21 protein-coding genes are annotated in these 25314 nt (G+C 63.6%); 13 read left to right on the forward strand and 8 right to left on the reverse strand.

What is annotated here, in order from left to right; translation table 11 throughout:
- Nucleotide 1 precedes the first annotated feature (1 nt).
- Nucleotides 2-1351: a DcaP family trimeric outer membrane transporter gene (locus PKE72_RS15065; protein WP_271166190.1), complete on the reverse strand. Its 1350-nt coding sequence runs from the start codon at nt 1349-1351 to the stop codon at nt 2-4.
- 160 nt (nt 1352-1511) lie between these two features.
- Here PKE72_RS15065 and PKE72_RS15070 point away from each other — a divergent pair, with 160 nt between their 5' ends.
- Nucleotides 1512-2126, forward strand: coding sequence for a response regulator transcription factor (locus PKE72_RS15070; RefSeq protein ID WP_271166191.1), 615 nt, complete (start codon nt 1512-1514; stop codon nt 2124-2126).
- On the opposite strand, the gene PKE72_RS15075 is transcribed toward PKE72_RS15070, so the two are convergent.
- Together PKE72_RS15075 and PKE72_RS15080 are read right to left on the reverse strand one after the other, a co-directional pair.
- A complete protein-coding gene (locus tag PKE72_RS15075; protein WP_271166192.1) occupies nt 2123-5503 on the reverse strand; it encodes a hybrid sensor histidine kinase/response regulator in 3381 nt (1126 codons plus the stop codon). The genes PKE72_RS15070 and PKE72_RS15075 overlap by 4 nt on opposite strands.
- Nucleotides 5504-5594: 91 nt before the next feature.
- Nucleotides 5595-7265 carry an MFS transporter gene (locus PKE72_RS15080; RefSeq protein ID WP_271166193.1) on the reverse strand — a complete coding sequence of 557 codons (1671 nt, stop codon included), beginning with the start codon at nt 7263-7265 and terminating at the stop codon, nt 5595-5597.
- Nucleotides 7266-7566: 301 nt separating this feature from the next.
- On the opposite strand from PKE72_RS15080, the gene PKE72_RS15085 reads away from it, so the two are divergent.
- The 4 genes from PKE72_RS15085 to PKE72_RS15100 all read left to right on the forward strand — a co-directional run bounded on the left by PKE72_RS15085 (nt 7567) and on the right by PKE72_RS15100 (nt 11148).
- Nucleotides 7567-8853, forward strand: coding sequence for a helicase-related protein (locus PKE72_RS15085; protein ID WP_271166194.1), 1287 nt, complete (start codon nt 7567-7569; stop codon nt 8851-8853).
- A gap of 9 nt (nt 8854-8862) precedes the next feature.
- Nucleotides 8863-9132, forward strand: coding sequence for a hypothetical protein (locus tag PKE72_RS15090; RefSeq protein WP_271166195.1), 270 nt, complete (start codon nt 8863-8865; stop codon nt 9130-9132).
- Between the two features lie 264 nt (nt 9133-9396).
- Entirely contained in the window at nt 9397-10347 is a 951-nt protein-coding gene (locus PKE72_RS15095) for a TnsB C-terminal domain-containing protein (protein WP_271166196.1), read from the forward strand.
- A 234-nt stretch (nt 10348-10581) separates the two neighbouring features.
- Nucleotides 10582-11148, forward strand: coding sequence for a recombinase family protein (locus PKE72_RS15100; RefSeq protein WP_271166197.1), 567 nt, complete (start codon nt 10582-10584; stop codon nt 11146-11148).
- 71 nt (nt 11149-11219) lie between these two features.
- Here PKE72_RS15100 and PKE72_RS15105 read toward each other — a convergent pair whose 3' ends face one another.
- From PKE72_RS15105 to PKE72_RS15115, 3 genes are all read right to left on the reverse strand, one after another.
- The gene (locus tag PKE72_RS15105) at nt 11220-12500 is read right to left on the reverse strand and encodes an AAA family ATPase (protein ID WP_271166198.1); all 1281 of its coding nucleotides are present in this window, start codon (nt 12498-12500) and stop codon (nt 11220-11222) included.
- A 57-nt stretch (nt 12501-12557) separates the two neighbouring features.
- A complete protein-coding gene (locus PKE72_RS15110; protein ID WP_271166199.1) occupies nt 12558-13385 on the reverse strand; it encodes a retropepsin-like aspartic protease in 828 nt (275 codons plus the stop codon).
- Between the two features lie 298 nt (nt 13386-13683).
- Nucleotides 13684-15915, reverse strand: coding sequence for a porin family protein (locus PKE72_RS15115; RefSeq protein WP_271166200.1), 2232 nt, complete (start codon nt 15913-15915; stop codon nt 13684-13686).
- A 281-nt stretch (nt 15916-16196) separates the two neighbouring features.
- Here PKE72_RS15115 and PKE72_RS17530 point away from each other — a divergent pair, with 281 nt between their 5' ends.
- The 8 genes from PKE72_RS17530 to PKE72_RS15150 all read left to right on the forward strand — a co-directional run bounded on the left by PKE72_RS17530 (nt 16197) and on the right by PKE72_RS15150 (nt 22895).
- Nucleotides 16197-16388: a helix-turn-helix domain-containing protein gene (locus PKE72_RS17530; RefSeq protein WP_373878111.1), complete on the forward strand. Its 192-nt coding sequence runs from the start codon at nt 16197-16199 to the stop codon at nt 16386-16388.
- A gap of 129 nt (nt 16389-16517) precedes the next feature.
- Nucleotides 16518-16715: a hypothetical protein gene (locus PKE72_RS15120; RefSeq protein WP_267513276.1), complete on the forward strand. Its 198-nt coding sequence runs from the start codon at nt 16518-16520 to the stop codon at nt 16713-16715.
- A 582-nt stretch (nt 16716-17297) separates the two neighbouring features.
- Nucleotides 17298-17537 (forward strand): nucleotidyltransferase family protein, encoded by a 240-nt coding sequence (locus PKE72_RS15125; protein WP_271166620.1) that lies wholly within the window; start codon nt 17298-17300, stop codon nt 17535-17537.
- A gap of 268 nt (nt 17538-17805) precedes the next feature.
- Complete coding sequence (locus tag PKE72_RS15130) at nt 17806-18741, forward strand: hypothetical protein (RefSeq protein ID WP_271166201.1); 936 nt, start codon at nt 17806-17808, stop codon at nt 18739-18741.
- On the forward strand, nt 18729-19619 hold the full coding sequence (locus PKE72_RS15135) for a ThiF family adenylyltransferase (RefSeq protein ID WP_271166202.1): 891 nt from the start codon (nt 18729-18731) through the stop codon (nt 19617-19619). The genes PKE72_RS15130 and PKE72_RS15135 overlap by 13 nt, the downstream gene beginning before the upstream one ends.
- Complete coding sequence (locus PKE72_RS15140; protein WP_271166203.1) at nt 19616-20809, forward strand: hypothetical protein; 1194 nt, start codon at nt 19616-19618, stop codon at nt 20807-20809. Before PKE72_RS15135 ends, PKE72_RS15140 begins: the two co-directional genes overlap by 4 nt.
- The gene (locus PKE72_RS15145; protein ID WP_271166204.1) at nt 20806-21930 is read left to right on the forward strand and encodes a GNAT family N-acetyltransferase; all 1125 of its coding nucleotides are present in this window, start codon (nt 20806-20808) and stop codon (nt 21928-21930) included. The genes PKE72_RS15140 and PKE72_RS15145 overlap by 4 nt, the downstream gene beginning before the upstream one ends.
- Nucleotides 21927-22895 carry a nitroreductase family protein gene (locus tag PKE72_RS15150; RefSeq protein WP_271166205.1) on the forward strand — a complete coding sequence of 323 codons (969 nt, stop codon included), beginning with the start codon at nt 21927-21929 and terminating at the stop codon, nt 22893-22895. Before PKE72_RS15145 ends, PKE72_RS15150 begins: the two co-directional genes overlap by 4 nt.
- A 1-nt stretch (nt 22896) precedes the next feature.
- Here the strand turns inward: PKE72_RS15150 and PKE72_RS15155 are convergent, their stop codons facing one another.
- Complete coding sequence (locus PKE72_RS15155; RefSeq protein ID WP_271166206.1) at nt 22897-24474, reverse strand: c-type cytochrome; 1578 nt, start codon at nt 24472-24474, stop codon at nt 22897-22899.
- The gene (locus PKE72_RS15160; RefSeq protein WP_271166207.1) at nt 24471-25295 is read right to left on the reverse strand and encodes an alpha/beta fold hydrolase; all 825 of its coding nucleotides are present in this window, start codon (nt 25293-25295) and stop codon (nt 24471-24473) included. The genes PKE72_RS15155 and PKE72_RS15160 overlap by 4 nt, the downstream gene beginning before the upstream one ends.
- Nucleotides 25296-25314: the final 19 nt, after the last annotated feature.

Genomic DNA, 25314 nt, shown 5'->3' on the forward strand with positions numbered 1-25314 from the left:
TTTAGAATCCGTATTTGGCGAACAGGATCAGTCGGGTCATGTCGCCGCTCGCGCCGGATTCGATTTCGCGATCAGCGAACATCAGTTCGGCGCCTACATCAAACGCCGTAACGGGCGACCAGATCAAGTTGGCGTGGATGCTCTGGGCAGACCGATTGACGGCCAGGCCGGTCACAGTCGTGTCGTTGTCCACCTTCTGGGCCGACCAGATCAGGCTGGAGCGCCAGCCGGGCGCCCAGACGTGGCGATAGGCGGCGAAGCCGGCGACGACGCCGATCGCCTCCAGCTCGCCGGAGGCGTCCAGCACCGCGTCGTTCGAGAAGTTCAGCCCGACATAGCGGCCGATGCCTTCGCCGCCGGTCACCATCAGGCGGACGTCGTCCTTGGACCCGACCTTGATCTTGGTCGAGGCCGACAGCCCCCAGCCGGTGGCGCTGGAATCGATGTCCGTCGCCGGGTTCTGGTATTTCAGCTGGCGCAGCAGGCCGGCGAACTGCAGATCCCCCCAGGGTCGCGACACGGCGTAACGAGCGGTGAAGTCCGGCAGGCTGTTGTCGTCGGCGATGACCCGGGCGCCGCCGCCGAACGGGGTGACGGTCGTTTCGGGATTTTCCACCGAGACCGAGAAGGGACCACGCGTGTAGCGGACCTGGACCTGACGGGCGAAGACCGTGCCCTCGGCCGCACCGATGAAGTCGGCGGATTCCGGCAAGACGGCGGTGTTCTGGAAGTTGGTCCACTCCTGACCGATCAGCCAGTTGTCGATGGTGACGAAGGCGCGGCGCAGGGCGGGATTGGCAGGGCTGGTGGTGCGTTGGTCCGCCGTGCCGGGCAGGGTCTGGAAGTCCATCTCCAACCGGGTGCCGACCTTGCGGCCGCCGACCAGACCGTCGGTCGTCAACCAGAACCGGGTCTGGCGCGCATTGAAGTCGGTCGCCGTATCCTCGTCCGCGCCGCCGATGGGAATGGAGCCGGGGATATGGAATTCGCGCAGGGCGTCGCCGTTGATCGGATCGCCCCCGGAATAGCTGGAGGCCGAGGCGTCGACCTTGACGAAGCCGCCGAACTTCACCGTGTGATCGCCGATGCGGAAACCGTCGCTGGGCGCGGCGGCCTGCTGCACCGGGGGCGGCGGGGCAGGGCGGGTCTCCAGCCGGATGATGTCCTGCTGCTGCGCCGCCTGCTGGGTGCGGGCGGCGATGACTTCGGATTTGAGGGCGTTCAACTCGGCTTCGAGTTGAGCGATACGAGCTTCGAGGGCGGCCTGGGCGTCTTGCGCCGAGGCGACGCCGGGGGCCAGAAGCAGGGCCGCAGCCGCGCATCCCGCCGCCAGGCTGGACTTGATCATCATGGTACCTCCCGCGCTCGTCTGATGCGAGCGTCCGGGTGAACCTTTTCCCCAAGGGGCGTATGCGGCCATTAGCCATTCGTCTAGTTTCGACGAAAGTCGAACCGCGCCATGCTGTCGCCGACGGGGCCGAAAAGCATGCCGCGCAAGGGAAGGACGCCTGATGGACCGTATCGTCGTCGCCGACGATCACCCGCTGTTTCGCGCCGCTCTGCGGTCTGCGGTCGACAAGGCGGCCCCCGGCGCTGTGATTGATGAGTGCGCCAGCCTGGCCGAGGCCCGGCTGGCCTTGGCGGCGGCGGCGGTCGATCTGCTGCTGTTAGATCTGAAACTGTCGGACAGCGAAGGGATGGCCGGCCTCGCCGCCATCCGCGCCGAACATCCGGCCGTGCCGGTCGCCGTGGTTTCTGCCAGCGAGGACGCGTCGGTCGTTCGACATGCGCTGGGCCTGGGCGCGGCGGGCTTCATCCCCAAATCGGCCAGCCTGCCGCAGATGGTCGAGGCCATCACCGCCATTCTCGCCGGCGACGGCTGGGCCCCGGAGACGGCGGAGGGCGACGTCGATGATGATCTACCCGCCCGGGTCGCCAGCCTGACGCCGTCGCAACTACGGATTCTAGAGGGCCTGAAGGCCGGACGGCTGAACAAGCAGATCGCCTTCGACCTCGGCGTATCCGAGGCGACGATCAAGGCCCACCTGACCAGCGTCTTCCGCAAATTGGGCGTCCACAACCGCACCCAGGCGGTGATCCTGGCGAAACAGCTTGATCCCGCCTAGCTCGACAGAAAGGCCTTCAGCGCAGCCGGTTTGATCGGCTTGGGCAGCAGCACGGCCCCTGCCGCATTGGCCTTTTCGTTCAGACCATCGCGGGTGTCGGCGGTGACCAGGGCGATCCGGCGCACGCCGCGCGGTCTCAAGCCGTCGATGACCGCAAATCCGTCGGCCCCGTCGCCCAGGTGCAGGTCCACGACGGCGGCGTCAAATGGTCCCGCCGCATCCAGGGCCGCATCCACCCCGGACACAAGCGTCGGCCGTGCGCCCCATCGCGTCAGCAGGGCGTCGAGGGCTTCCAGGATCACCGGTTCGTTGTCCACGCACAGCACCCGCAGACCCGCCAGGGGCAGTCGCACCTCATGGGTCGAAACGACTTCAACAACCGCGTCCGCGACGCCGCGCGGCACGGTGATGCGGAAGATGGAGCCGCGTCCGACACGCGAGTTCAGCTCCAGCGGGTGATCCAGCAGGCTGGACAGACGCCGCACGATAGCCAACCCAAGACCGGCGCCCGGTTCATCGACCGGCGCGCCGGGCAACCGTACGAACTCCCCGAAGACCGTCTCCTGGTCCGCGTCGGGAATGCCGCGCCCGGTGTCGCACACCAGCAGCCGCACCCTCTCGCCCTGCCGTCGCGCGCCCACCAGAACCCGGCCCTTGTCGGTGTATCTGATGGCGTTGGCGATCAGGTTCTGTAGCATGGACCGCAACAGATCGCGGTCAGATCTCACCCATAGGCCGCTGGGTACGAGGGTCAAGGCCAGACCCTTGGCCTCGGCCACGGGGGCGTATTCGCGCCTCAACTCGTCGAAGAGACCGTCCAGCGATAGGCGCGTGACCGCCGCCTTGACCCCGCCGGCCTCCAGTTTCGACAAGTTCAGCAGGGCGGTCAGCAGGCGGTGGGCGCTGTCGATAGCGCGGTCGGCGTTGACGGCGAGGGTGCGGCTGGCCGGTCCGGCGTCCGGACCGGACACGGCCGGCTCCTCCTTAAGCGCGGCGATGAACAGCCGGGCGGCGTGCAACGGTTGCAGCAGGTCGTGACTGGCGGCGGCCAGGAAGCGGGTCTTCGAAGCCGTCGCATCCTCGGCCACGCGCCGGGCTTCCTCAAGCCGGGCGGTGCGATCGGCGACCCGCGCCTCCAGCCTCTCGTTGGCCTCTTCCAATTGACTGGCCGCCCGCCGCAGGGCGGTGATGTCCGTATAGCTGGTGACATAGCCCCCGCCGGGAATAGGGGCGCCGGACGACCGCAACACGCGTCCATCCGGCTGAAGCCGCTCGTGATCATGCGGAATGCGGCGGCTGAGCGCTTCCAGCCGGCGCTCGACCCAAGCGTCGATATCGTCGGGGCTCTCGCCGCGTTCTGCGTTCAGCCGATAGATGCTGGCGATGGGCAGGCCGACATGAACAAAGCCGAGCGGCAAGTCGAACATGGAAACACATCTTCTATTCCATGCCGTTACGCGTAGATCCTCATCGACCACGATCACTCCTTGATCGATGTTGTCCAGGGTCGTTTGCAACAGATCGCGGCTGAACTGGACGGCCTGGGACGCCTCGTCGAGCATCCGCACCACATCCTCGGGCGCGCGGCCGCCCCCCGCCAGAGCCGCAGCGATGACCCGGCGCGCCGAGGCCGCGCCGATGGCGCCGGCCAGCATCCGTTCCGCCGCCCGCGCCAGCCCGGCGTCGGCCGGATCGGCGTCACGCAGTCGAATATCGGTTTCTGCGCTCCAGGCTGCGAAGGCCCGCTCGGCCCGCTCGTCGCCGATGAACCGGGCGACGAGGGCGCGCAGATCGCCGACCGAGGCGCCGGACGGCGACGGCTTGGCATCCAGCCAGTCCGGACCCAGCCGATCGACAAAGGCCCGCGCCTGCACCCGGTCGATCAGCCTGGGCTGAGCGAAGCGCGACACCCCGACATAGGCTGCCAGATTCAGACCCAGGCTGACGAACACGCCCAGAGCCAGCGGATCCTTGACCCCCAGCATCACATGCGGATGCCAGGGCGCGCCGGGCGCCAGCTGGGGCAGGGCCAGCATGACGATCCAGACCGCGATCCCGACCGTCATCCCCGCCAGCGCCCCGTGGGCATGGCCGCCGCGCCACAGCACGGCCCCGAACAGCGCCGGCGCCAGCTGCGCCATGGCGGCGAACGACACCAGGCCCATGGCCGCCAAGCCACGCGACTGATCGGTCGCCTGATAATAGAGCCAGGCCAGCAGCAGAACGGCGACGATGGCCCCGCGCCGCACCTGCAGGATTACGCCCGACATGTCCGAGGCGTCGCCGCGCAGCCGCCAGCGGTCCCGCGCCAGGAAGGGCAGGATCAGGCTGTTGGACACCATGGCCGACAGAGCCACCGCCTCGACGATGACCATGGCCGTCGCGGCGGAGAATCCGCCGACGAAGACGACGGCGGTCAGCAGGGATTCGCCCCGCCCGAACGGCAGGGCCAGGACCAGCAGATCGGGATTGGTCGACGGCGCGAACAGGGCGCCCGCAGCCACCAACGGCAGGACCGCCAGACTGGTCAGCACGAGATAGGCCGGAAAAATCCAGCGCGCGCGCCGGACATGGCTGGGGTCTGCCCCCTCGACGAACGCCACATGGAACTGACGGGGCAGGCAGAAGATGGCCAGGGTCGCGATCAAGGCGATGGCCAAGAACCGGGGCGTCAGCTCAGGCGGGGCGGCGAGGGCGCCCAGGCCTTCCAGACTGCGCGCCGGAGATCCGTCCTGAACCAGAAGAACGAGCGCAAAGACCGCCACCAGCAGCAGGGCGCCCAGCTTGACCAGGGATTCCAGGCCGATCGCCTGGATCAGTCCTCGGTTGTGCTCGGTCAGGTCGGGCCGCCGCGCCCCGAACAGGATGGCGAAACCCGCCAGAACCCCTGCCAGAACCAGGACGGTCAAACTCTCCGACCCCGCCACCGGCGTCCCGGCCGTCAGCAACGCTCCGGCCATCGACAAGGATTTCAGCTGAAGCGCGATATAGGGCAGCGACCCCAGGATGGCGACCAGGGTGACCGCTGCGCCCAAGGTCTGGCTCTTGCCATACCGCGAGGCGACGAAATCGGCCATTGAGCCGACATTCTCGCGCCGGGCCGCCGCGGCGATCCGACGCCACAGGGGAAACAGGACCGTCAGGCCCAGAACCGGCCCGATGTAGATGGGCAGATACTCCCAACCGTCCCGCGCCGCCGTGCCGACCGCGCCATAATAGGTCCAGGAGGTGCAATAGATGGCCAGCGACAGGGCATAGACCGACGCCCCCAGTCCGCGTCCCCGCGCCCGCGCCGCTGGCCGTTCCTGATGCCAGGCTACGGCGAACAGAACCGCCATATAGGCGACCACCAGGCCGAGGATCATCAGGCTGAACATGGCGGCATCTGAACCGGGCAGGGGGGCTTTAACAAGCGAAAGGCGGGCCGCCTCGCGACGACCCGCCCCTCATTCACGCCCGAAAGCAGGATCAGGCGTTCAGATCGACGTCCTTGCCTTCCTTGACCAGCAGGACGCCCAGCACGACCGTCGCGAGCGCCACGATGATCGGATACCAGAGGCCGGAGTAGATATTCCCCGTCGCCGCCACGATGGCGAAGGCCGTTGTGGGCAGGAAGCCGCCGAACCAGCCGTTGCCGATATGATAGGGCAGGGACATGGAGGTGTAGCGGATATTGGTCGGGAACATCTCGACCAGGGCCGCCGCGATCGGTCCGTAGACCATGGTCACATAGAAGCCGAGGATGAACAGGATCAGCACCACCATCGGCTTGTTGACCAGGGCGCTGTCCGCCTTGGCCGGATAACCGGCGGCGGTCAGGGCGGCGCTCATGTCCTTGTCCCAGGTCTTCTTCTGGGCCGCGAAGTCGGCCGTCGTCATGGCGTCGCCGCGGAAACTCTGGACGACCGCCTGATCACCGATCCGCACCTCGGCCACCGTGCCGGCAGGCGCCTCAATATTGGTATAGGTGACGCCGGCCTTGGCCAGGTGCGACTTGGCCACGTCGCAGGACTGGTTGAACACGGTCTTGCCGATGGGGTCGAACTGGACATTGCAGTCCGCCGGGTCGGCGTAGACCACGACCGGCGCCGAGGCGGCGGCCGCAGCCAGGCGCGGATTGGCGGCCTGGGTCAGGGCGTTGAACAGCGGGAAATAGGTGAGGGCGGCGATCAGGCACCCGGCCAGGATGACCGGCTTGCGTCCCACCTTGTCCGACAGCCAGCCCCAGAAGATGAAGAAGGGCGAGGCCGCGACCAGAGCGATGGTCAGCATCACATAGACCAGGGTCGCATCCACCTTCATCACCCGTTCCAGGAAGAACAGGGCGTAGAACTGGCCCGTGTACCAGATGACCGCCTGGCCCGCAGTCAGACCCAGCAGGGCGATCAGCACCAGCTTCAGATTGGGCCATTTGCCGAACGAGTCCTTCAGCGGGGTCTTGGAACCCTTGCCCTCGGCCTTCATCCGCTTGAACGACGGGCTTTCGGACAGTTTCAGACGGATCCACAACGATACCGCCAGCAGCAGGATCGAGACCAGGAACGGAATACGCCAGCCCCATTCCGCAAAGGCGTCTTCACCCACAGCGACGCGAACGCCCAGGATGACCACCAGGCTCAGCACCAGCCCCGCAGTCGCGGTGATCTGGATGAAGGAGGTGTAGAAGCCGCGTTTACCATGCGGCGCATGTTCGGCCACATAGGTGGCGGCGCCGCCGTATTCACCGCCCAAGGCCAGGCCCTGGATCAGGCGCATCAGCACCAGAATGATCGGCGCGGCGATGCCGATCGCCGCATAGGGCGGCAATAGACCGACCACGAAGGTCGAAAGCCCCATCAGCAGCATGGTCACCAGGAAGGTGTTCTTGCGGCCCCAAAGATCGCCCAGACGCCCGAACACGATGGCCCCGAAGGGACGCACTGCGAACCCGGCGGCGAAGGCCATGAGGGCGAAGATGTAGCCGGTCGTCTCGTTGACGCCTGAAAAGAACTGAACCGTGATGATCGCGGCCAGCGACCCGTAAAGATAGAAATCATACCACTCGATAACGGTGCCGACCGACGACGCCAGGATCACCAGCTTGTCGTTCTTACCCACCACATACTCATCGACCGGCGCACCCGTGGCGCTGTCCGTCATTGCGTAGCCTCCCAGCTATCAGGTCTTTCCGACCGTTTTCACACCGCAGAACGGCGCTTGTTGACGGGAGACAGTGGCGCAGCGGGCGAACAAGCGTCAGGGCGACTTTGGTCGAAGATGCCCGTTCTTCGCCTAAGATATATTATGCGAAACGAAGACATATCCGCGCTGTTGTGTGAGCTGTCTCTAACCCTGGGATTCCAGAGTTTTCGAGCGCTTCGGTGCCTTAAACCTGAGATTCGAGTTCTGATACGGCGACACTGGCGTCACGAAATCGGCTATCGCAGGCATAGCGCCATGGTTGCTGAAGGCGGCAACCCTGCCAACAACAGCCGTGGCCACGACCACCCTGGAACTGGGCATCGACCTCGGCGGGGTAAAATCAGTTGCGCAGTTGGGTGCACCGCGCTCCCTCGCCAGCCTGAGACAGAGGCGCGGACGAAGCGGTCGGCGCAAGGGCGCGCCAGCTGTTCTGCGGGTCTATGTGCGCGAGCAGCCCCTGACCGGCACCTCCGGCCCCCTTGACGCGCTTCGTCCCGAAACCATTCGCGCTGTGGCCGCCGTCCGGTTGCTGCTTGAGCGGTATGTGGAGTCGCCGCGACACGGTGTTGGCTTGGCCACAGTAGCGATCCATCAGATTCTGTCCTTAATCGTGGAGCGCGGGGGCATGTCGGCGGGTGGGCTCTTCAACGCCCTCTTCGGCGCGGGACCTCTCGTCGCTCTGGATCAGGAGATGTTTCTCGGCTTGCTGCGCGCAATGGGCGACCCGGCGGTTGGACTGATCGAACAGGCGCCGGACGGACAGATCATGCTGGGAGTACTTGGGGAGCGGCTGACTTCAGATCGAGAGTTTTACGCCATTTTCGAAACCGACGAGGAATGGTCCCTGCGGCATGGCGCGCGCCCGCTTGGGCAGATTCCGATCTCCAATGTCCTCTTTGTCGGCAGTATCCTCGCTTTTGCGGGACGCCGGTGGCGCGTAATCGCCGTCGATGATCGGGCGAAGGTGCTGAACGTTGAGCCTCATCGGTCCGGACGACTTCCCCTGTTCGAACGACAAGCGGTCGAACCTCTAGGCGATCGCCTCGCTCAAGAAATGCGAGCGGTCTATCTCGCGCAGGATCTGCCTGCCTATGCGGATCCTGCCGCGACCGCGTTGCTGCAGGAGGGGAGTGACGCCTTTGCCGCTTTCGACCTGTCTCGCCGTGCGGTCTTAGCTGACGGCCCAGACACTCACGTGCTGCTGTGGCGGGGCGGAGAGATGAACGGCGTCATGGCCGTCGCGCTTCTGGCTATGGGGGCCGAGACGGAGGTTCACGACCTGGGCGTCACCCTAACCAATACGACGACCGATCACGCGCGGATTCTGCTGGAGACGGTCGCAGCTCGGGCTCCTTCGGCGGCCGAGCTCAGCGCCTTCGTAGTCAATCTCAGCGAGGCCAAGTTCGACGCCTATGCGCCGCAGGCGGTGCTGCGCCGACTGTGGGAACGCCGCCACGAGGCTTATGTCACGCAACTCCCCGAAGTCGCCTTACAGGCGGTGCGGCTGATCGACATGGCGCCGTCCCTCCAGCGCCTCTCAACATAGGACACGAATATGGACAGTCTGATCAACCAGCTAGGTAGCGACCGGATCACCGCACGTCAGATCGACGAACTGGTAGGTTTGGCGCGGGGGATCGCCGCAGACGGCGACTTGAACCAGGCCGAGGTTGAGTTCCTGCAAAAGTGGTTGGCGGCCAATACGGTCGTCAGCGACCAACCGGTCATCCGTACTCTGTACGCGCGGATCCAGGCGTCGGCATGGCGCGACGATGGCAGTGCGATTTCGATCGTATCTGAAGAACATTGGACGGCGCATCTGTAAAAATTCGGTAGGCAGTGCGCCCAATCAGCATCTGAAATCTGGCTATCGGTTCCCGTCCGGCGACGGCTCGCACATCTCGTCTCGTCATGACGATAGTCTCGAGGTCATTGTAGGTATTGGTTCCAACGGTTCGAAGTTGCGCGTTTCGTCCTAGGAAACTGATGTCGATCGACGACATGAACTGCTCCAAAAAATTGCTTGCCGCGCTGGAGATAAAGAGCAAACTTTCATTTTCTTAGGTTTCAGGTTCCTAGGATTACTGAAATGTCGGTCGGCCAGCATGATGCGGAAGACCCCGAGGAGCCGGACGCTGCGTGGCGTGCTGCGACAGCGGCGAGGCGAGTCCTTCTTCCACTGGCCCAAATGGAAAAGAAGCGCCGTGCGGACGTCAATGCGGCCGCCGCTGCGCTCAACATATCCACGACAAAGGCATACCGCCTAATTGCGCGGCTCAAAGAGGATGAGCGCACTTCAGCTCTCTTGCCCGCCAAGTCAGGCCGTCCCGCCGGGCTTTCGATGTATGCAGCGGACATAGACGAGATCATCCGCGAGGTCTTGGAGCGGGACTATGTTGCCGAACAGCGCCCAAGCGAAACGGCGGTACTCAACACAGTTCGCGCCCGGTGTAGGAGGGCCGGTCTAAATCCCCCTGGCCGAAAGGGCGTCAAAACACGCATCCAGGCCTTGGATCTTTACGACCGGCTGAAGGCCCGTCATGGCAAGAACGCCGCAGAAATTGCGACGTCGCGCCCGGGGGAGTTCGTCGTCGAGCGCCCCAATCAGGTTTGGCTGATTGATCACACCGAAGGAGATATCATTCTGGTGGATCGGCGGTTCCGCCAGCCGATTGGGCGACCGACGGTCACGCTTATCATCGACGCTTTCAGTCGCATGTGCGTCGGATGTTATGTGAGCCTCGGTAAACCTTCCCGAATCCAGTCTGCAATGGCGCTGCTCAGAGCTTTTTTGCCCAAAGAGGCTCTGCTCGAGGACGCCGGACAGAACTGGGACTGGCCGTGTCACGGGTTTCCTGAGCTCGTCCACGCCGATAATGGTTCAGAGCATCGACCGGTGAGGGAGCCGCGGTATGGCGCCTTGATCGAGCGATATATCGGCACGACCAGGGTCACCGCCCCCGACTCGCGAGTGTCCTTGATCTGGGTTGCTTTCAGAACCGCGTCGAGCGAGCCCGGATTGCGGGCAACCTCGGCGTAGTCTTCCGCGACTTCGAGCAGCAGTTCACTTCCGGTGGGCAGAACCAGCCAGCGCGCCAGGGATGCCTCGAGTTGATATACGTAGCCCCGCAACGGAGCGACGGCTTGCCGGGCGCTGTCACCTTCGGGCAGGTTCCAGGTCGTCAGGCCGCTTTGAAAAACGGAATTGGACTGACTCATCGCCCTCCTCCGGCGTTAGCGCAATCTGCAGTCGCTACGACACCTCCGGCGTGCCGTGATCGGATACGCGCGGGTCTCGACTGCGGACCAAAACCTCGATCTCCAGATTGACGCGCTCAAACAGGCGGGCTGCGAGCGGATCTTCTCTGAAGCTGCGTCCGGCGCGCGGGTAGATCGCAAGGCATTGGGCGAGGCTTTGAGCTTTGCCCGAGAGAAAGATGTCTTCGTCGTTTGGAAGCTTGACCGCCTAGGCCGCACAGTCGGCCAGCTTGTTGATTTCGTCAGTGCGCTAAAGAGCCGTGGCGTTGAATTTCGAAGCCTGACTGATGGCATCGACACCACAACACCGGCAGGACGGTTCTTCTTCCATATGATGGCGGCTCTAGCCGAAATGGAGCGAGACTTGATCCGCGAGCGGACCATGGCAGGCTTGGCAGCCGCTCGAGCGAGAGGACGAACTGGCGGGCGTAAGCGGGCCCTATCGGCTCGCCAGCTTGAGCAGGTACGTCTCTTACTTCAGCATCCCGATCAGACGATGGGGGCCGTGGCGACCACTTTCGGGATTTCTCGCAGCACTTTGTATCGCGCTTTGGCCCGGACTTCGGATCAGATCGGCAAATAGTTCTGGCACTCCTGCCGTCCCGAGAGGGCGGCTTGCAGTCCACCAGTTACGGGTGGGCGTGGATGTCCACATCACCCCAGGAATGTGGCCAGCGCGGTGGGGTTTGGCCCAACCGGTACGGAATGCGTGCGGTGCTCCGACTCCAGCGTTGCTTTCCGCGACAACAACATCTCACGAAGACGGCTCGGTGCCATCGGGAGCATTGGCAGGACGCGGTCGCTAAACCAAGCATCGATTGATGGATCCGACGGCCAATAATGACGGCTCATCGCCAATGCCTCCGAAGGCTGCATCAGGCCGATGTGCTCGATCACGTCAATTCGACCCGGTCGTACGAGGGCCTCGTCAAGATGGGCTATGTGATTGCTCGTCACAAACATAATCCGCCCTTCGCGCGCGACGGCACCATCAAGCGCATTTAGGATCCCGCTGAGCGTCAGCCCTGAGCTGTCGCGCATTCCATAAGCGTCTGATGGACGAAGTTCCCCGCTAAAAGGTTGCCGGTGATGCGTGACGTCGCTGGCGTCTATGTCCTCAATCAATCCGACGCCGGATTTGTCGATCTGGTTAAGCGCGGACTGAAGTGTCTCGTCACTGTCCGCGCCAGATAGATTGATAACATAAACATCCCGATCAAAATGGGCGGCCAGAGTCTGAACCAATGTCGTCTTTCCCGTCCCCGGCGGCCCCTCAAAGGCGTAGGTCCTACGGTAAGGGTCTCCCCTACGGTGATACTCCGCGCGCCCTTCAAGAAAGTCGGTCATGTCCGTCAGCAATCGTTGCTTGATTTTCTGAGGCACGAAGACCGTGTCGAGGCTCCGTCGCTTTTTTCGGTCCGCGACCACAAAGCACCCCTTGGTCCAATAAAATATCCTCTGGTGGGTCTCATCCCTATTTATAGCGCGCGCCGCGTCTATGATCTTCGCGATGACGGCGCGCGAACGTCCCAAGGTCGTTATCGTTAAGGTGGCAGGGCGGCGAAGGCTTCTCCCGCCTTCGCCGCCCTGCTCATTCGTCGTGCGCGTGACGATCACGAGCGCGCCGTCAATCCAGAGGAAATGATGGCCTTCTCCGAGCGCAAACTCCCAATCCCACTCATCGCGCGCCTGATCGTAGCCCTCCACCATGCTGAGACGTTGAACGCGGTGTCCCATGGCCGCACGCGCCATAACGACATCGACCTGAGCGTAGATTTGATCGGCGTTCTGGAGTGTGAGGCTTGTGGTTCCAAGATTGCGCAGCGAACGAGCAAGGCGAAGGGGCAGATTTCGCAAGGCCAATCCCGCGACCGCCACCAGTGCGGCCATCAGAAATTGATTGCCTTGCAGTTGCTGTAGTAACCACTGCATCATTGTCTCTCGCAGACACGCGCGGCTCATCCCCTCCTTGGAAAAGAGCCGCGTGATTGCTTACCAGTACAGATTAAATCGAACCCTGACGCCGGGGCCCGTGGTGTCAAACCGGACTTGCACCTGAATCTGTTGACCGCCGCCTTCTTTGTACATCCGTCCATTCCAAGTGTACGACCAGCTAGATCCTGCTCCGCCCGGCAGATCGACCTCCCCATGGAATACATTTCCGGTCGCATTCTCGTAAAGCTTGAAGTATGCTTTCGTAAGTTTCCAAGTGGCGATGTCACCTACAACGCCGAAAGTGCGAAGGTTATCTATATCGACCTCCACTTCTATCAGCGTACTCGGCGGCGCTTCCGCAAATCTGATATTAATGCTAGGCTCTGACATTTCGCTTCCTTTGCCGGTGTCGAGAACAACAGTCAAATTAGATACGATTTCAGCCCCAAGGACGAGATCGACCTTCTTGCCGACAAGTGCCGAGAGCGCCGAAAGGTCGGTGGCCATGGTTTCAGTATTGATGGAGAACTGACCTGGCACTGCGAGCGTAACGTCATGCGCACGTCTGACTATTCCTTCGGATGAGGTTGGAGTGATAACTTGCTCGGTCCATTCGGATAGGCGAATGCCCAATGCGCGTGCGGTCGCCTCGTCGATCACGCTGATGTCTGCGCCATTATCGACCATGGCGGTGACCGGATGTCCGTCAATCTGCGCCTGCAGAAGGATGGCGTTGTTCCTGACTTCAAACGGTGACGCTTTGAAAGCGTCGCTTTCCAACTCGATCCGTGTGCGGAGTTGTCCATTCTCGATCGTGTATCCGGTTTGCGGAAAGGCAAGCGCAGGACCACTAGAAAGAACAACCAGAGCGACGAGAGCTGCCATGAGGCGCTTCTGAGCCGGGTGTCCTACTTCGGACGTGAGGCGACCGCACCTGAATGCCAATGGATTGTCCCCCGACGATGGCGTGCCGACAGGGCGACGGCGCAACCACCAAGTGAAACTGGCATGGAAACCTTGCACGAAGCTGGCATGATGGTCGCCGAAGATAACAGTTGCGTTATCGCCTACCGACGTTGGTTGCCGCATCGACTTCATGACGGTCAGTCATAGGATGACGTCAATGCCCTTCGCCCTGCTAGGCGTGAAGAGCCAGTGCGTGGGCTTCGGTCGTGACCTCATGCTAAAAGCGACGCCTCAACGTCAGGCTGACGGTACGTCCAACGGGGTCTCGCTCGCTGCGGCCATAGCCGGGCGCCGGTCGGCCGTCTGCCAACTGCGCTTTTGGCCGGGTGTCGAACAGATTATCCACTGCAAACACTAGGCTTGCCGCCGCGCCCCGTCGAGCCGGGGTGCCGTCTGCGCCAGCCGAGACCGCACCAAGAAATGCGTAATTGAGCCGGAAGTCCAAGGCGCCGAATCCGGCGATCTTGAGGTCCGCCCCATCATCGACCCGACTCGTCCTTCGGATTCGGTACGGTGCAGCCCAACGCGCCGAAACGTCCAGCCCCCACGGGCCGCGCCGACCATTAGCCTGGAAGGTTAGGGTTTGTGGTGAGACGCCCCCGCCGTCGCCAGAGAGCCTGTCCTGTTCCGGCAATCCCCCGCCCGGTTCTGTTTGATCAGCGAGTAGCCAAGAATGGTTGAGGCTGAGGCTAAGTGCGCGCGCGCCAATGCCCGATGGCCGGGTCAGCGAAAGCCGCGACGTCATCCGGTCGATGCGGCTGGACCGAAGGTTGAACGAGCGCTGGTCGACCTGGATCAAACGCCCGGCCTGATCGCGCACGAAGCGCTCGGGAAAGGCAGCTTCGTTCTCTAGAGTCGGCGCCAGTGTTCCTGGCGCATCGTGGGCCTCCGAACGAGAAAGTCCGACGGTGGCCAACAGCCGCAGCTTGGTAAACGGGCCCAAAGCAGCGTTGATTTGTTTTACGTCGGATCGCGACGCTTGCAGGTCCGGGTTGCCGCCAGTCAACGGCAACACCTCGATGGATTCTTCTCGTCTGAAATCATACACGATGATAGGCGCGCCAAAAGCGATAGGGGCGAACCGGTCGCGATCGCTCGGAGCAGTCTCGTTGTGCGCCCAGGCGCCGTTCACCCTCAACAGCCGCCATGGGGCCCAGCTCAAGCCAATGTCGGAGCTGTTGCCCCCGGCGTCCTCGCCGCCCTGAAAACTTCCTCCTAAAGACAAATCCAGACCACCGAGCGGCGCGGGCCAGCGCCTTCCCGTTCCGTCGGAAGCGTTGTCGACACCAGACGCAGAAGTCAGGAGGGGGATCGAAAGCTGCCCACGAACGATGTGGCTCATCTGTGAGAACCGACGTCGGGCACCTTCGCTCTCGATCTGCGACGCGACGTTTGACATTGAACCGGAGAGGCTGACCCGGATCGGCCCCGCGGGCAGGCCAGGTGTTGATCGGTCCAGATCGAACCCGCCAGACAAGTTCCGCACGTGGACCGTCGATGTCTGCAGCCCCGACATAGCAGAGCGATCGAGTCCGCCAGATAGGCTGAGCCGAACGTTCCAGCCCGAGACCGTGCCGGTCAGACCGCCATCTAGCCGAAGAGTGGTGTTGCGTGAACGCAGACGTACGGCATCGTCAATGCCTCGAGCGAAGATCAGGTTGCTGCCGCGTCGACCGTCGAAGTTCAGGCTTGAGAACCAGTCGCCGTGTCCTTTAGCGATAGACGATCTGACCGTCAGATTGCGCGTCTCGGGGCGCAACGTCGTCGCCGTGCTTTCGGGGTGAACAACCAAGTAGTCCGGCCGATCCGAAGCGTTTAACGCCGAAGACGAATCGAGGCCGAGGTTGAGATTGACCAAGTCCCGACCATTCATTTGAGCACGGCTCAGTTCGACGCGAGCCTGGGTAAATCCACCGGAGGTCGGGGCCCGGCCCATGAACTCACCGTCCTTGCCCACGAACCGAGGTACGGTGACGAGGTTCAGCACGCGGCCCGACGCGGTTCCCCCGAATCCTGCGGCAGATCCCGGCGGCAGGACTTCCAACCGGGATAGGGCGTCGGGCGGCAGAGCATAGTATATTGACGGATCGGCGACGCGCATGCCGTTGATGATGATCACCGGAGCTTCGTCGGGGCTGAACGTGTCGCGCGCCCTATCCATCACCTCGCCGATGCTCGAGGCGGCCTGACTGTCGATGAGATCGGCGTCATACTCGAATTCCGGCAGGATCCCGGTGTCACCGCGCCGGCCTACTACCTCGATGTCGTCAAGGACCACGACCTCATCCGTTGAAGATGCGTCCGCCGGTTTCGTCTGGCCGGGAGCATTCGGCAATACCCGTGCTTCCTCAATCGCTTCTGTTGACGGAGCAACTTCCCTGCGCTCTGCCCCTGAGAGCGCGGATGTCGAGCCAAGACCGAGGGCGATGGCTATACAGACAGCCGCCATGCCTCACTCCGTGCCGCTTCTTGTGCGCATCGTCGCATTCCCACTCCGCTCGCAAAGTCAATTATCCGAGTCCGCTTACACGAACCTGACCCGAACCTGCCAACGTGGGGAGGTAGCGCGATTGCCTTGCCCGCCTGGTGCTACTGACACTAGCTTGATCGGCGCAGCAGGTCGGGAAGCTGGCATGCGACCGGCCCGCGTGAGGCCCGCTCGCGCCCCGGAATGGAAGTTGACGTCGGAGTCGCCCACGTCAACGCGCAGGGCCAACGCAGGGGACGCCGATAAACGGCGGCCGAGCGAGAGGACGAACCGGCGGACGTAAGCGGGCCCTATCAGCTCGCCAGCTTGAGCAGGCACGTCTCTTACTTCAGCATCCCGATCAGACGATGGGGGCCGTGGCGACCACTTTCGGGATTTCTCGCAGCACTTTGTATCGCGCTTTGGCCCGGACTTCGGATCAGATCGGCAAATAGTTCTGGCACTCCTGCCGTCCCGAGAAGGCGGCTTGCAGTCCACCAGTTACGGGTGGTCGTGGATGTATTTCATGCATCTTCCCATCCCGTCGATACGGTGTAGGCTGCGATTTGAATGGAAACGCGCCAATGACGCCTTACCAAAACGACATCTGGCTCAAGATGACCGCCAGGTTGATGGGAAACCTGTCCGTGCTTTGCCTGGCCGGCGCATTCTTCGCCGTGTTGGGCGTTCGGTTCATGGATCACCAGATCAAAATCGGGGTGATCGCGGGCGTGTTATTGTTTTGGGTCAGCATGCGACTGTTGCGATATCTGTCGCCCTAAAGAACATGTTGCTGGACAGCTCGCGTCGGTGCCGGCTGACGATCAGGCAAACGCTTCCGCAATCCGCTCCGCTAGCTATCACTATCGCTCAGCGGCCCGCGATCCTGCGTGGTGGCACTAGCCACTAGCGTGGCGTTGCACCGACTATGGCCATGCATTGAATCCCAATAATGCAGCACTATCGCTTGCGGTGAACTATGGGATTCTCGGGATTATGGAACATGGCACTGTTGGAAATTCAACCAGTTAGAGTCTTGGGATTATGGAGCGCTCACAGTTGCAGGGGTCGATCGCTCTGGAGCGCAAAGCCCCCGCAGCGCAGCTATCAAAACGCGCAGCAGCGGGGCTTTGAGCGGTCCGCATTCACCGATTTTGGCTTGATTCAAGGTCTACCTTACGGGACACGCCTGCTCCTCCCCAGCGTGTCTTCTGTCGATGCATCCCAATCTTCCCGAGACCCTCACGGGCCCATTCTGCGCCGATCATCTCGGCTTACCTCGATACTGCTCGACGATATGGATCGACGTTCTAAACGGCCATCTCGCTCCGCCAACTCGTTATCTTTAGCTGGCGCGCGAGGGCATTGAGCATATGTATTTGTTTGGCTCGTTCGCCCGAGATGAGGCTACCGAGCTTTCGGATATCGACCTCGCGTTTGACGTGCTGCCCGAGTTCGAAATGAAGTTCTCTCTGATTGATCAAGCGCGCATTAGGCGGGAACTCTCAGCAGAGTTGAACCGCAAGATAGATTTTGTAGAGCGGAGCTATTTGCGGCCGCGCATCGGCGCATCGGCCGCTACTGATATGATCCGCATTTTCTGATCTATCGATCCGCGCTCAGCTCTTGGAAATCCAAAGGACCTGGAACAATCACGTTCAATGATATCAATGAGGCCGGAAGGGCGGGCGGCCCCCTGCCCCATAGCAGAGACAACTGACCCAAGCGTGGCATCTGATGCAGCATCACGTAGCGAAGCTTAGACGAGACAGTCGCGAACAGGACTGGTTGGCGGTCGCTAATCCGTTCGATGTTCATAAAGGCGAAGGTCGCACGTACTTAGTAGTGGAGTTCTGAAGCGAGATCGCCCCCATGAGCAAGCCTGTGACGCTCCGATTGCTGGACACGACCGTTGGAGCTGGCGCGGGCCTGCGCTCGCGTATTGTCGAGCGGCCGGGCATAGGCCTGGCGGAGGCCGATCTCGTCGCCCTGGTCGAGGACGTGAGATCCATCGCCCGCAGCGTACTGGGTGATCGAGACCTGACCTATGGAATATTCTCTGGCGATCCAGAGACCCTGTCTCGGACAGTGCTGACCGTCGTCTATGAGAAGCGCGGCGGACGTCCGGTCGCGTTCAACGCCCTGGCCATTCTGGACGCCGACCTTGGCGGGCGGTCGGTGGAGATCCTGCACCTGGGCCTGGTCATGGTGCGCCCAGATGTGCGTGGAAGCGGCCTTTCCGCCACCCTCTATGGCTTGACCTGCGTCCTGCTGTTTGTGCGTCGGCAATGCCGAGCCGTCTGGGTGTCCAGCGTGACCCAGGTGCCGGCCGTCGTCGGCATGGTCGCCGAGACCTTTTCCGACGTCTATCCCGGCAGGCCGGCTGCAAGACGATCTTTCCAGCACGAAAGATTGGCGCGACAGATCATGGGGCGTTGGCGTCATGCCTTCGGCGTCGGCGAGGAGGCCGGTTTCGACGTGGATCGGTTCGTGATCACCGACGCCTATACCGGCGGTTCGGACGAGTTGAAGAAGACCTTCGAGACCGCCGCCAAACATCGCGACGCGATCTACAACGATCTCTGCGCCACGGCGCTGGACTATGGCCGCGGCGACGATCTGCTGCAGATCGGCCAGATCGATATGCGCGCCGCCAGCCGCTATCTCGGCAAGGTGGCCGCACCCGATACAGTTACCGGCCTGCTCGGTCGGTTCGCCCTGCTGATGATCCAGGCGGCCCTGCTGCCGCTGGTGCACTGGCTCGACCACTCTCAACCCTGGGGAAGTTTGCGCGCATGGAAGACGTGACGGCCTTCGACTACGCTGAATTCACCACCCGCAATCTGGGCTTCGTCACCGAGGCGGAGCAGGCGGCCCTGAGAGTTGGCGCCGTGTTTGTCGCGGGCGTCGGCGGCATGGGCGGCGCCTGTTTCCTGGCCCTGGTCCGCGCTGGCGTCGGACGGTTCGCGGTCTGCGACATAGACGTTTTCGAAACCTCCAACATGAACCGTCAGGTGTTCGCTTTCACCGACACCGTCGGGCACGACAAGGCATCGGCCGCCTGCGCGGCGGCGCGGCGCATAAATCCCGAGGTCGAGATCGAGCGCCTGGGCGCAGAGTGGGTGGATCAAATCGCGGACCTGGCGGCGCGCTATCCGGTAATCGTCAACGGAACGGATGACATCGCCGCCGGCATCGCCCTGTATCGCGCCGCCAAGGCGGCGGGGGCGACCGTGATCGACGCCTATGCCTCTCCCCTGCCCTCAGTGACCGTGGTGCGCCCCTCCGACCCGCGTCCCGAAGACCGCCTCAGGTATCCGACGCGCGGCAAGGCGCTGGGCGCGGTCCGACCGGAAGACCTGCGGGCATGCTTCATGAAGGAACTTGAATACGTCATGGTCCATTCGTCGTCGGCCCGTCACGTCGATCTGGACGCCGCCGCCGCCCTAGCCGCCGGAACGGCCAAGCGGATGTCTTTTGCGCCGATGGTGATCTCGACCGGCTGCCTGATGGCCTATGAAGCCCTGTGGCTGCTTATGGGCCGCCGATCCAGAACCGACTGCCGAGGCTGGTTCCTCAATGCGTTCGCTGGCCGGACCGAAAGGCCGTTGTGGGCGCCCGTCGCCGCCATAAAGGGCCTGGTCGTGCGCGCCTTTATGGCCCGACTTCTGAAGGCCGCCGCATGATCCGCGTCGAGACCCAGGCCCTGCTCGACGGCTTTGCGGCGGCAGGTCTGGCGGCCTATGTCGCGGCTCTGCTCGTGCGCCGTGTCGGCGGTCCCTTGACGCCGAGGCTGGTGTTTCTATTCGGCGTCATGTCCGTATTCTACGGCGTTCGCAGTCTGGCCGTCCGGACAGGCCTGCCGATCTTCGAGGGCGCGACATACGCCGCCATATCGCTCGCCCCCCTTGCGGCCCTCCTACTGGCCGAAGGGCTTCTTCGCCGTCATGCGCCGCGCGCGATGAAGATCGCCATCTTCGCGGCCTCCGCCCTGGGTTTGGGTTTCGCCCTGTTCACGACCAGCCACGTCGCCTTCGGGTCGCGCCTCGCACTGGCCGCCATCATTCTATCATCTCTGGTCGCCATCCTGATCCTGTTGTGGGCGAGGGATCGCAAGGCCCTGTCCCGCGCAGAGAACGGCGCCGTTCGCCGCCTCGCCGTCGGCTTGGCCATCGTCATTCCACTGATCGGCACCGACTTTTCTGAACTGGTGGCCTCGCCCATCGGTTTCAGCCCCATCGCCGCCCTCGTGATCGTTCTGCTGGCCCTGTCGAACGGGGTCAGCGATGCGCGCGACGTCTGGATCGACGCCGTCGTGATCGTGGCGACGACCCTGGCCCTGACCTGCGGCCTGATCGAACAGTTGGATGTCGGTGCGCTCGACGACCGGGTTCGCCTGTTCGCCCTGGTGGGCGCCGCGCTAATCACCATGGCCCTGGTGGTCCGCATCCAGCCGTTCGGCGCCGCCGGTCGGCGCACCCGTCTTCGTCAGCGCATGACCTCGGCGAACACCCGATCCCTCGACGGCTTTCTGGGCGACCTGACCAAGGAGCCGATGCTGAAGGACCTGTTGGTCCTGTCGGAACATGATCTTGCCGACTACCGCCCCGAGGCGATGGCGCAGACGCTGGATCGTCAGCCTCTGTGGAGCGCCGCCGCCCTGCAAGCCGGTGCGGAGATGATCGACGAGGCCGAGCGCGAGCCGCTGCTGGATCTTCTGGCGCGATCGGACGCCACCCACGTCGGGCTGCTGAGCCGGTCGCCGGTTCAGATCGGTCTGGTCCGGTTGCCGGATCTGTTGCGCAACACCGAGGCAGAGATCGATCTCGCGCTCGCCTTCCGAATGGCGCGGCTGACGACGGAGAGCCGCCCATGACCGCTGCCGCCGTAGAGCTTCGCGCGGGCGATCTGGAAGGCTTCTTCCAGGTTCCGTTCGAACTCTACCCCCCCGACAGCCCCTACGTGACGCCGATGCGCGCCGATCTGGAACGGTATCTGGATCCGGCTCGCAACCCCCTGATGCGCGACGACGGCGGGCGCCTGACCTTTTTCACCGCCTGGCGAAACGGGCGTCCAATCGGGCGACTGACGGCCCACACCCACCCGTCGTCGAATGCGCGCCACGGCGTAAAACGCTGTCAGTTCGGCTATTTCGACTGCGAGGACAATGTCGAAACCGCGCGGCTTCTGTTCGACGCGGCTGAGACCTTCGCGCACGCCGAAGGCTGCGATGAACTGGTCGGCGCCTTCAACCTGACGGCCATGCAACAGGCCGGCATCCTGACTGAGGGGTTCGAGAACCAGCCCTACACCGACATGATCTGGGGCGCCCCGCATCTGCCGCGCCTGCTGGAGGCCTGCGGCTATGCGCCCGTGTTTCCGATGTCGACTTTCGAGTTCGATGTCGGGCCGGAGACCGCCGACGCCCTGCTGGGCGACAAACAGCGGGCGGTGCTGTCGGATCCCGACTGGACGTGGAAACCCATCAGCCGCAGCGCCTTCAAGGCCCGGTTCGAGGAGGCCCGACAATGCCTCAACGACGGTTTCAGCGACAATCCGATGTTTGTGCCCCTGACCCCGGCCGAGTTCGACTTCCAAGCCGGCGAGATGATGTGGATCGTGGATCCCCGCATCGCCTGCGTCGTCCACTACAGGGGCGAGCCTGCCGGGGTGGTGATCTGCATCCCGGATCTGAACCCATTCCAGAAGGCGACGCGCGGTCGGATCGGACCGATGGCCCTGGTCCATTTCATCCGCGAGCGGCTGAGGCGGCGACGCGCGGTGATCATCTTCTATTCGGTCAAGCGAGCCCTGCACGGACAAGGGCTGAACGGCGCCATGCTGCATCAGGTGATCAAGGCCCTGTTCGCAGGCGGCTACAGACAATGCGGCGTGACGTGGATCGCGGATGAGAACTCCGCCTCATTGCGCCAGATGGAGAAGCTGTTCGCGCGGCGGCTGCAGCGGCTGAACCTGTTCAGGAAAGACCTGCGATGACGCTGGATGCAGACACGTTCCGGGCGCTCGTGGCCGAAACCGCCCTTTCGCCCAGCGTCCACAATACTCAACCGACGCGGTGGCGGCTGACGCCCGACGGACGGGTCCAGGTGCTGGAGGACGACGGCCGCAGGCTGCCCATCGGCGATCCCGAAGGCCGCGACCTGAACGTCAGCCATGGCTCGGCGGTAGAGGGCTTCTGTCTCGCCGCTGGACGGCGCGGCTTGGTCGTCGATGTCAGACATGACGGCGTCAACGTTGCGGAACTGACCGTTTATACTGGCGGGATTTCCGATCCGCTGGCGGTGTTCTTGACGCAGCGGCGCACCTATCGCGGAAAGTTTGAAGGCGGCGAGGTTGCTCGCGCTGCGCTGGCCCGTTTGGAGGGGAGCGAAGACCTGATCATCGTCAAAACCCCGGAGCCCATCGCCGAACTGGCGCGCCTTTACGATGAGGCCAGCCTGCGCTGGTTCCGCAACGCCCCCTATCGTGCGGAGCTGGTGTCATGGATGCGGCTGTCGAGACGCCATCCGTCCTGGTCGCTCGATGGGCTGAACGCAGAGGCCATGGAAATGTCAGGGATCGAGGCCGTCGGAGCCGGCGTCGTGCTGAGGCCTGGCGTGTTCGAGACGCTCGATCGGGTCGGCCTGGCCGGCGCCCTGGTCGCCGAAGCGGCGGTCGTGTGCAGCGCCTCGGCCATCGTCCTGTTCCATCGTCCTGCGGACGAGGCGCCGTTCGACACAGGACGACGGTTTCATCGCGCCTGGCTCGGCTTCACCCAGGCCGGACTGTCGGCTGCGCCAATGGCGGTTCTGGCGGACGACGTCGAGGCTCGCGAACGCCTGCAGGCGGATTTCGGCATTGGCGGCCACCGTCGCCTGATCACCGCCTTCCGGCTGGGGATCGCGCCGGCTCACGACCTGGCGCCCAAGCCCCGCCTTGGACTGGATGCCCTGATCGTTTGAGCTAGAGGCCCTTCAGATACTCGATCAGGTCCCGGCGCTCCGCGACCGTCAGGCCTTCGACCTGGGCTTCATGGCCGCGATTGGATCGGCCGGGCATGCGGGTGTCGAACAGGGCCGGCTGCGACCACGGCTGGTAGCCTGCAGGATAGGCGCGAACCCCGCCTTGCTCCTGCCCGGCGATGCCCACGGCCTCGAAGTCCAGCCGATGACCGCCGACGAGGAACCGTTCGGAGCGAGGTTCCAGCAACAGGAACTGCGCCAAGGTGGGGACAGAGCCGTTGTGCATATAGGGTGCGGTCGCCCAGATGCCGGAAAGGAGCGTGGCGGCGTATTCGCCGGTCGGCCTAGCGTCCATGACCTCGCCATAACCACCCGTGGAGGCATAGCGCGTGAGATCGGTCGTGAAGGCGGCCGCGCGCGCCGGGTCGGACCCCACCTTTCCATGCCAGTTCGGAAAACGTGTAAGACGCGGGCGTTCTGCTGGCCCCGAATAGGCGCCGTGGCAAGAGGAACAAGCACGCGCATAGACCACCGCTCCCCTGGCTGCGCCAACGCGATCGATCAAACCTGGAAATACCTGTGGTCGCCGCGTCTCCAGCCACATGAAGGCGCGCTCCGCGGTCGGAATCTCGCGATGGGCCGCTCGCGGAGTCTGCCCCATGCTGGGCACGGTGAAGAAACTGGTGATGGCCGCAAGCCGATCCCGATGCGCCGGCGTCAGATCCTCGCGCCCCATCGGCCGCCAGCGCGGCTGCCCCCGTGGCGCATAGGCTCCGTCATAGAGCAACGCTGAGCGGAAACTCCGGTCCGCGAGGTCCGGGATCGAAGTAAAGCCCGCCTCGACCGCGTGGGATGGCGCGTGGCCCTGCAGCTTCAGCGCGGCGACGCCGTTCGTCAGACCCGGCGACCCGTTGACGAACGGGAGGGGACTGCCGCCATCCTTTACTGCGGCCAGTCGATGGCGGGCCAGCGGAACGACCGCCCAGCGCAGGCTGGCCATCTCCCACGTGTCGGTCTCTGGAAAGAGCGTCCGAACGGCCCTGAGAAGCTCGGCCTTATCGCCCGTCCGGCGTTTGAGGGCTGAGGTCACGGCCCGGGTGTAGGCTTCCAGATCCAGACTGGTGTTCGGCGCGCCCAGCCAAGCGATCTCCGGCCGCGGCATGCCGTCGGCGGCGTAGGCAGGCCCCGCATGGCATGAAGCGCAACCCAGATTGCCGACCGTCACCTTTACGGGCGGCAGGCCCGGTGTGACTTCGCCGACGCTTATCCCCAGCGGATGATCCCGGCTGGGCATGATCGGCACGTCAGCGCCGTCGATCCGATCCGGCCAAAGGAAGCCGAACGTCTGAAGCCGCGCCTTGAGGCGCGCCTGGCTGACATCTCCGCCTTGAGGATCGTCCAGCACCAAGGCCGCCGCGACCAATTTCCACGGCACCGCCACCGTATTCAACGACCCGAAGTTCACGGCCCCGAAATCGTCCAGAGCGAAGGTTTCAGCCCCGCTGACCGGCGCCCTCGCTAGGGGTGCAGACGCTGCCAAGAGCAGGACGCACAGACCCAGACCGATGCGCGCCTTCATGTTTGCGAACCTTGGATAAGGAAGTGATCGACAACCGTTGCAAAGACATCGGGCTGTTCCCACTGCGGGTAATGACCGCATTCGTCTATCAGTATCCGCTCGGACAGGGGCAACAGCGCAGCGGCGCGCTCGCTCTGCGGCGACGGAAAGACCCTGTCCTGGCGTCCCCAAACGACCAGGGCCGGACGATCGAACTTACGGGCCAGGCGCTCGAAACTGTCGCGCTCCCTCACCCCCAGCAAACCCACGCCCGTCTGGAGCGTCCGCACGAACGACAGATCACTCCCCGGCGCGCGAGCATATCGGTTGGTTTGCTCGACCAGCTCAGGCGTCACGTTGCGCCGGTCGTGGATCGCCAGACGCAAGGCAAGCTGATTGTTGACGGGCGTGGGCCGGCCCAGCCAGTCGCCGACGACGGGCAGGGCCGGAAGCCGCATCAACGGATGAGTCGCCCGGCCGAAACCGCCAGGCGCGGTGAGCACCGCCCTGTCGATTCGCTTCAGATTTGCGGCGGAGAAGCGCACGATCACACTGGCTCCGAGCGAGCTTCCCACGAGGTGCGCCCTGGCGATCTCCAGCGTATCTAGCAAGGCTTTCAGCTGTTCCACGAAGAACGGTGCATCATAGGCTGCGACGGGCCGGTCAGCTTGACCGAACCCCGGCAGGTCGAAGGCGACCACCCGGAAGCGGTCGGTCAGCCGAGGCAGCACCCGGCCCCAGATTTCGATCGAATTGGCGAGGCCGTGGATCAGCACCAACGTCGGCTTGTCGCCGCGTGTGTCTAGCACTCGCGTCGTCAGGCCGTTGACGAGCTTGATCATATTCGGCGTCACCCATTCC

It is taken from the genome of Brevundimonas intermedia, assembly GCF_027922165.1.
Lineage (GTDB): Bacteria > Pseudomonadota > Alphaproteobacteria > Caulobacterales > Caulobacteraceae > Brevundimonas > Brevundimonas intermedia.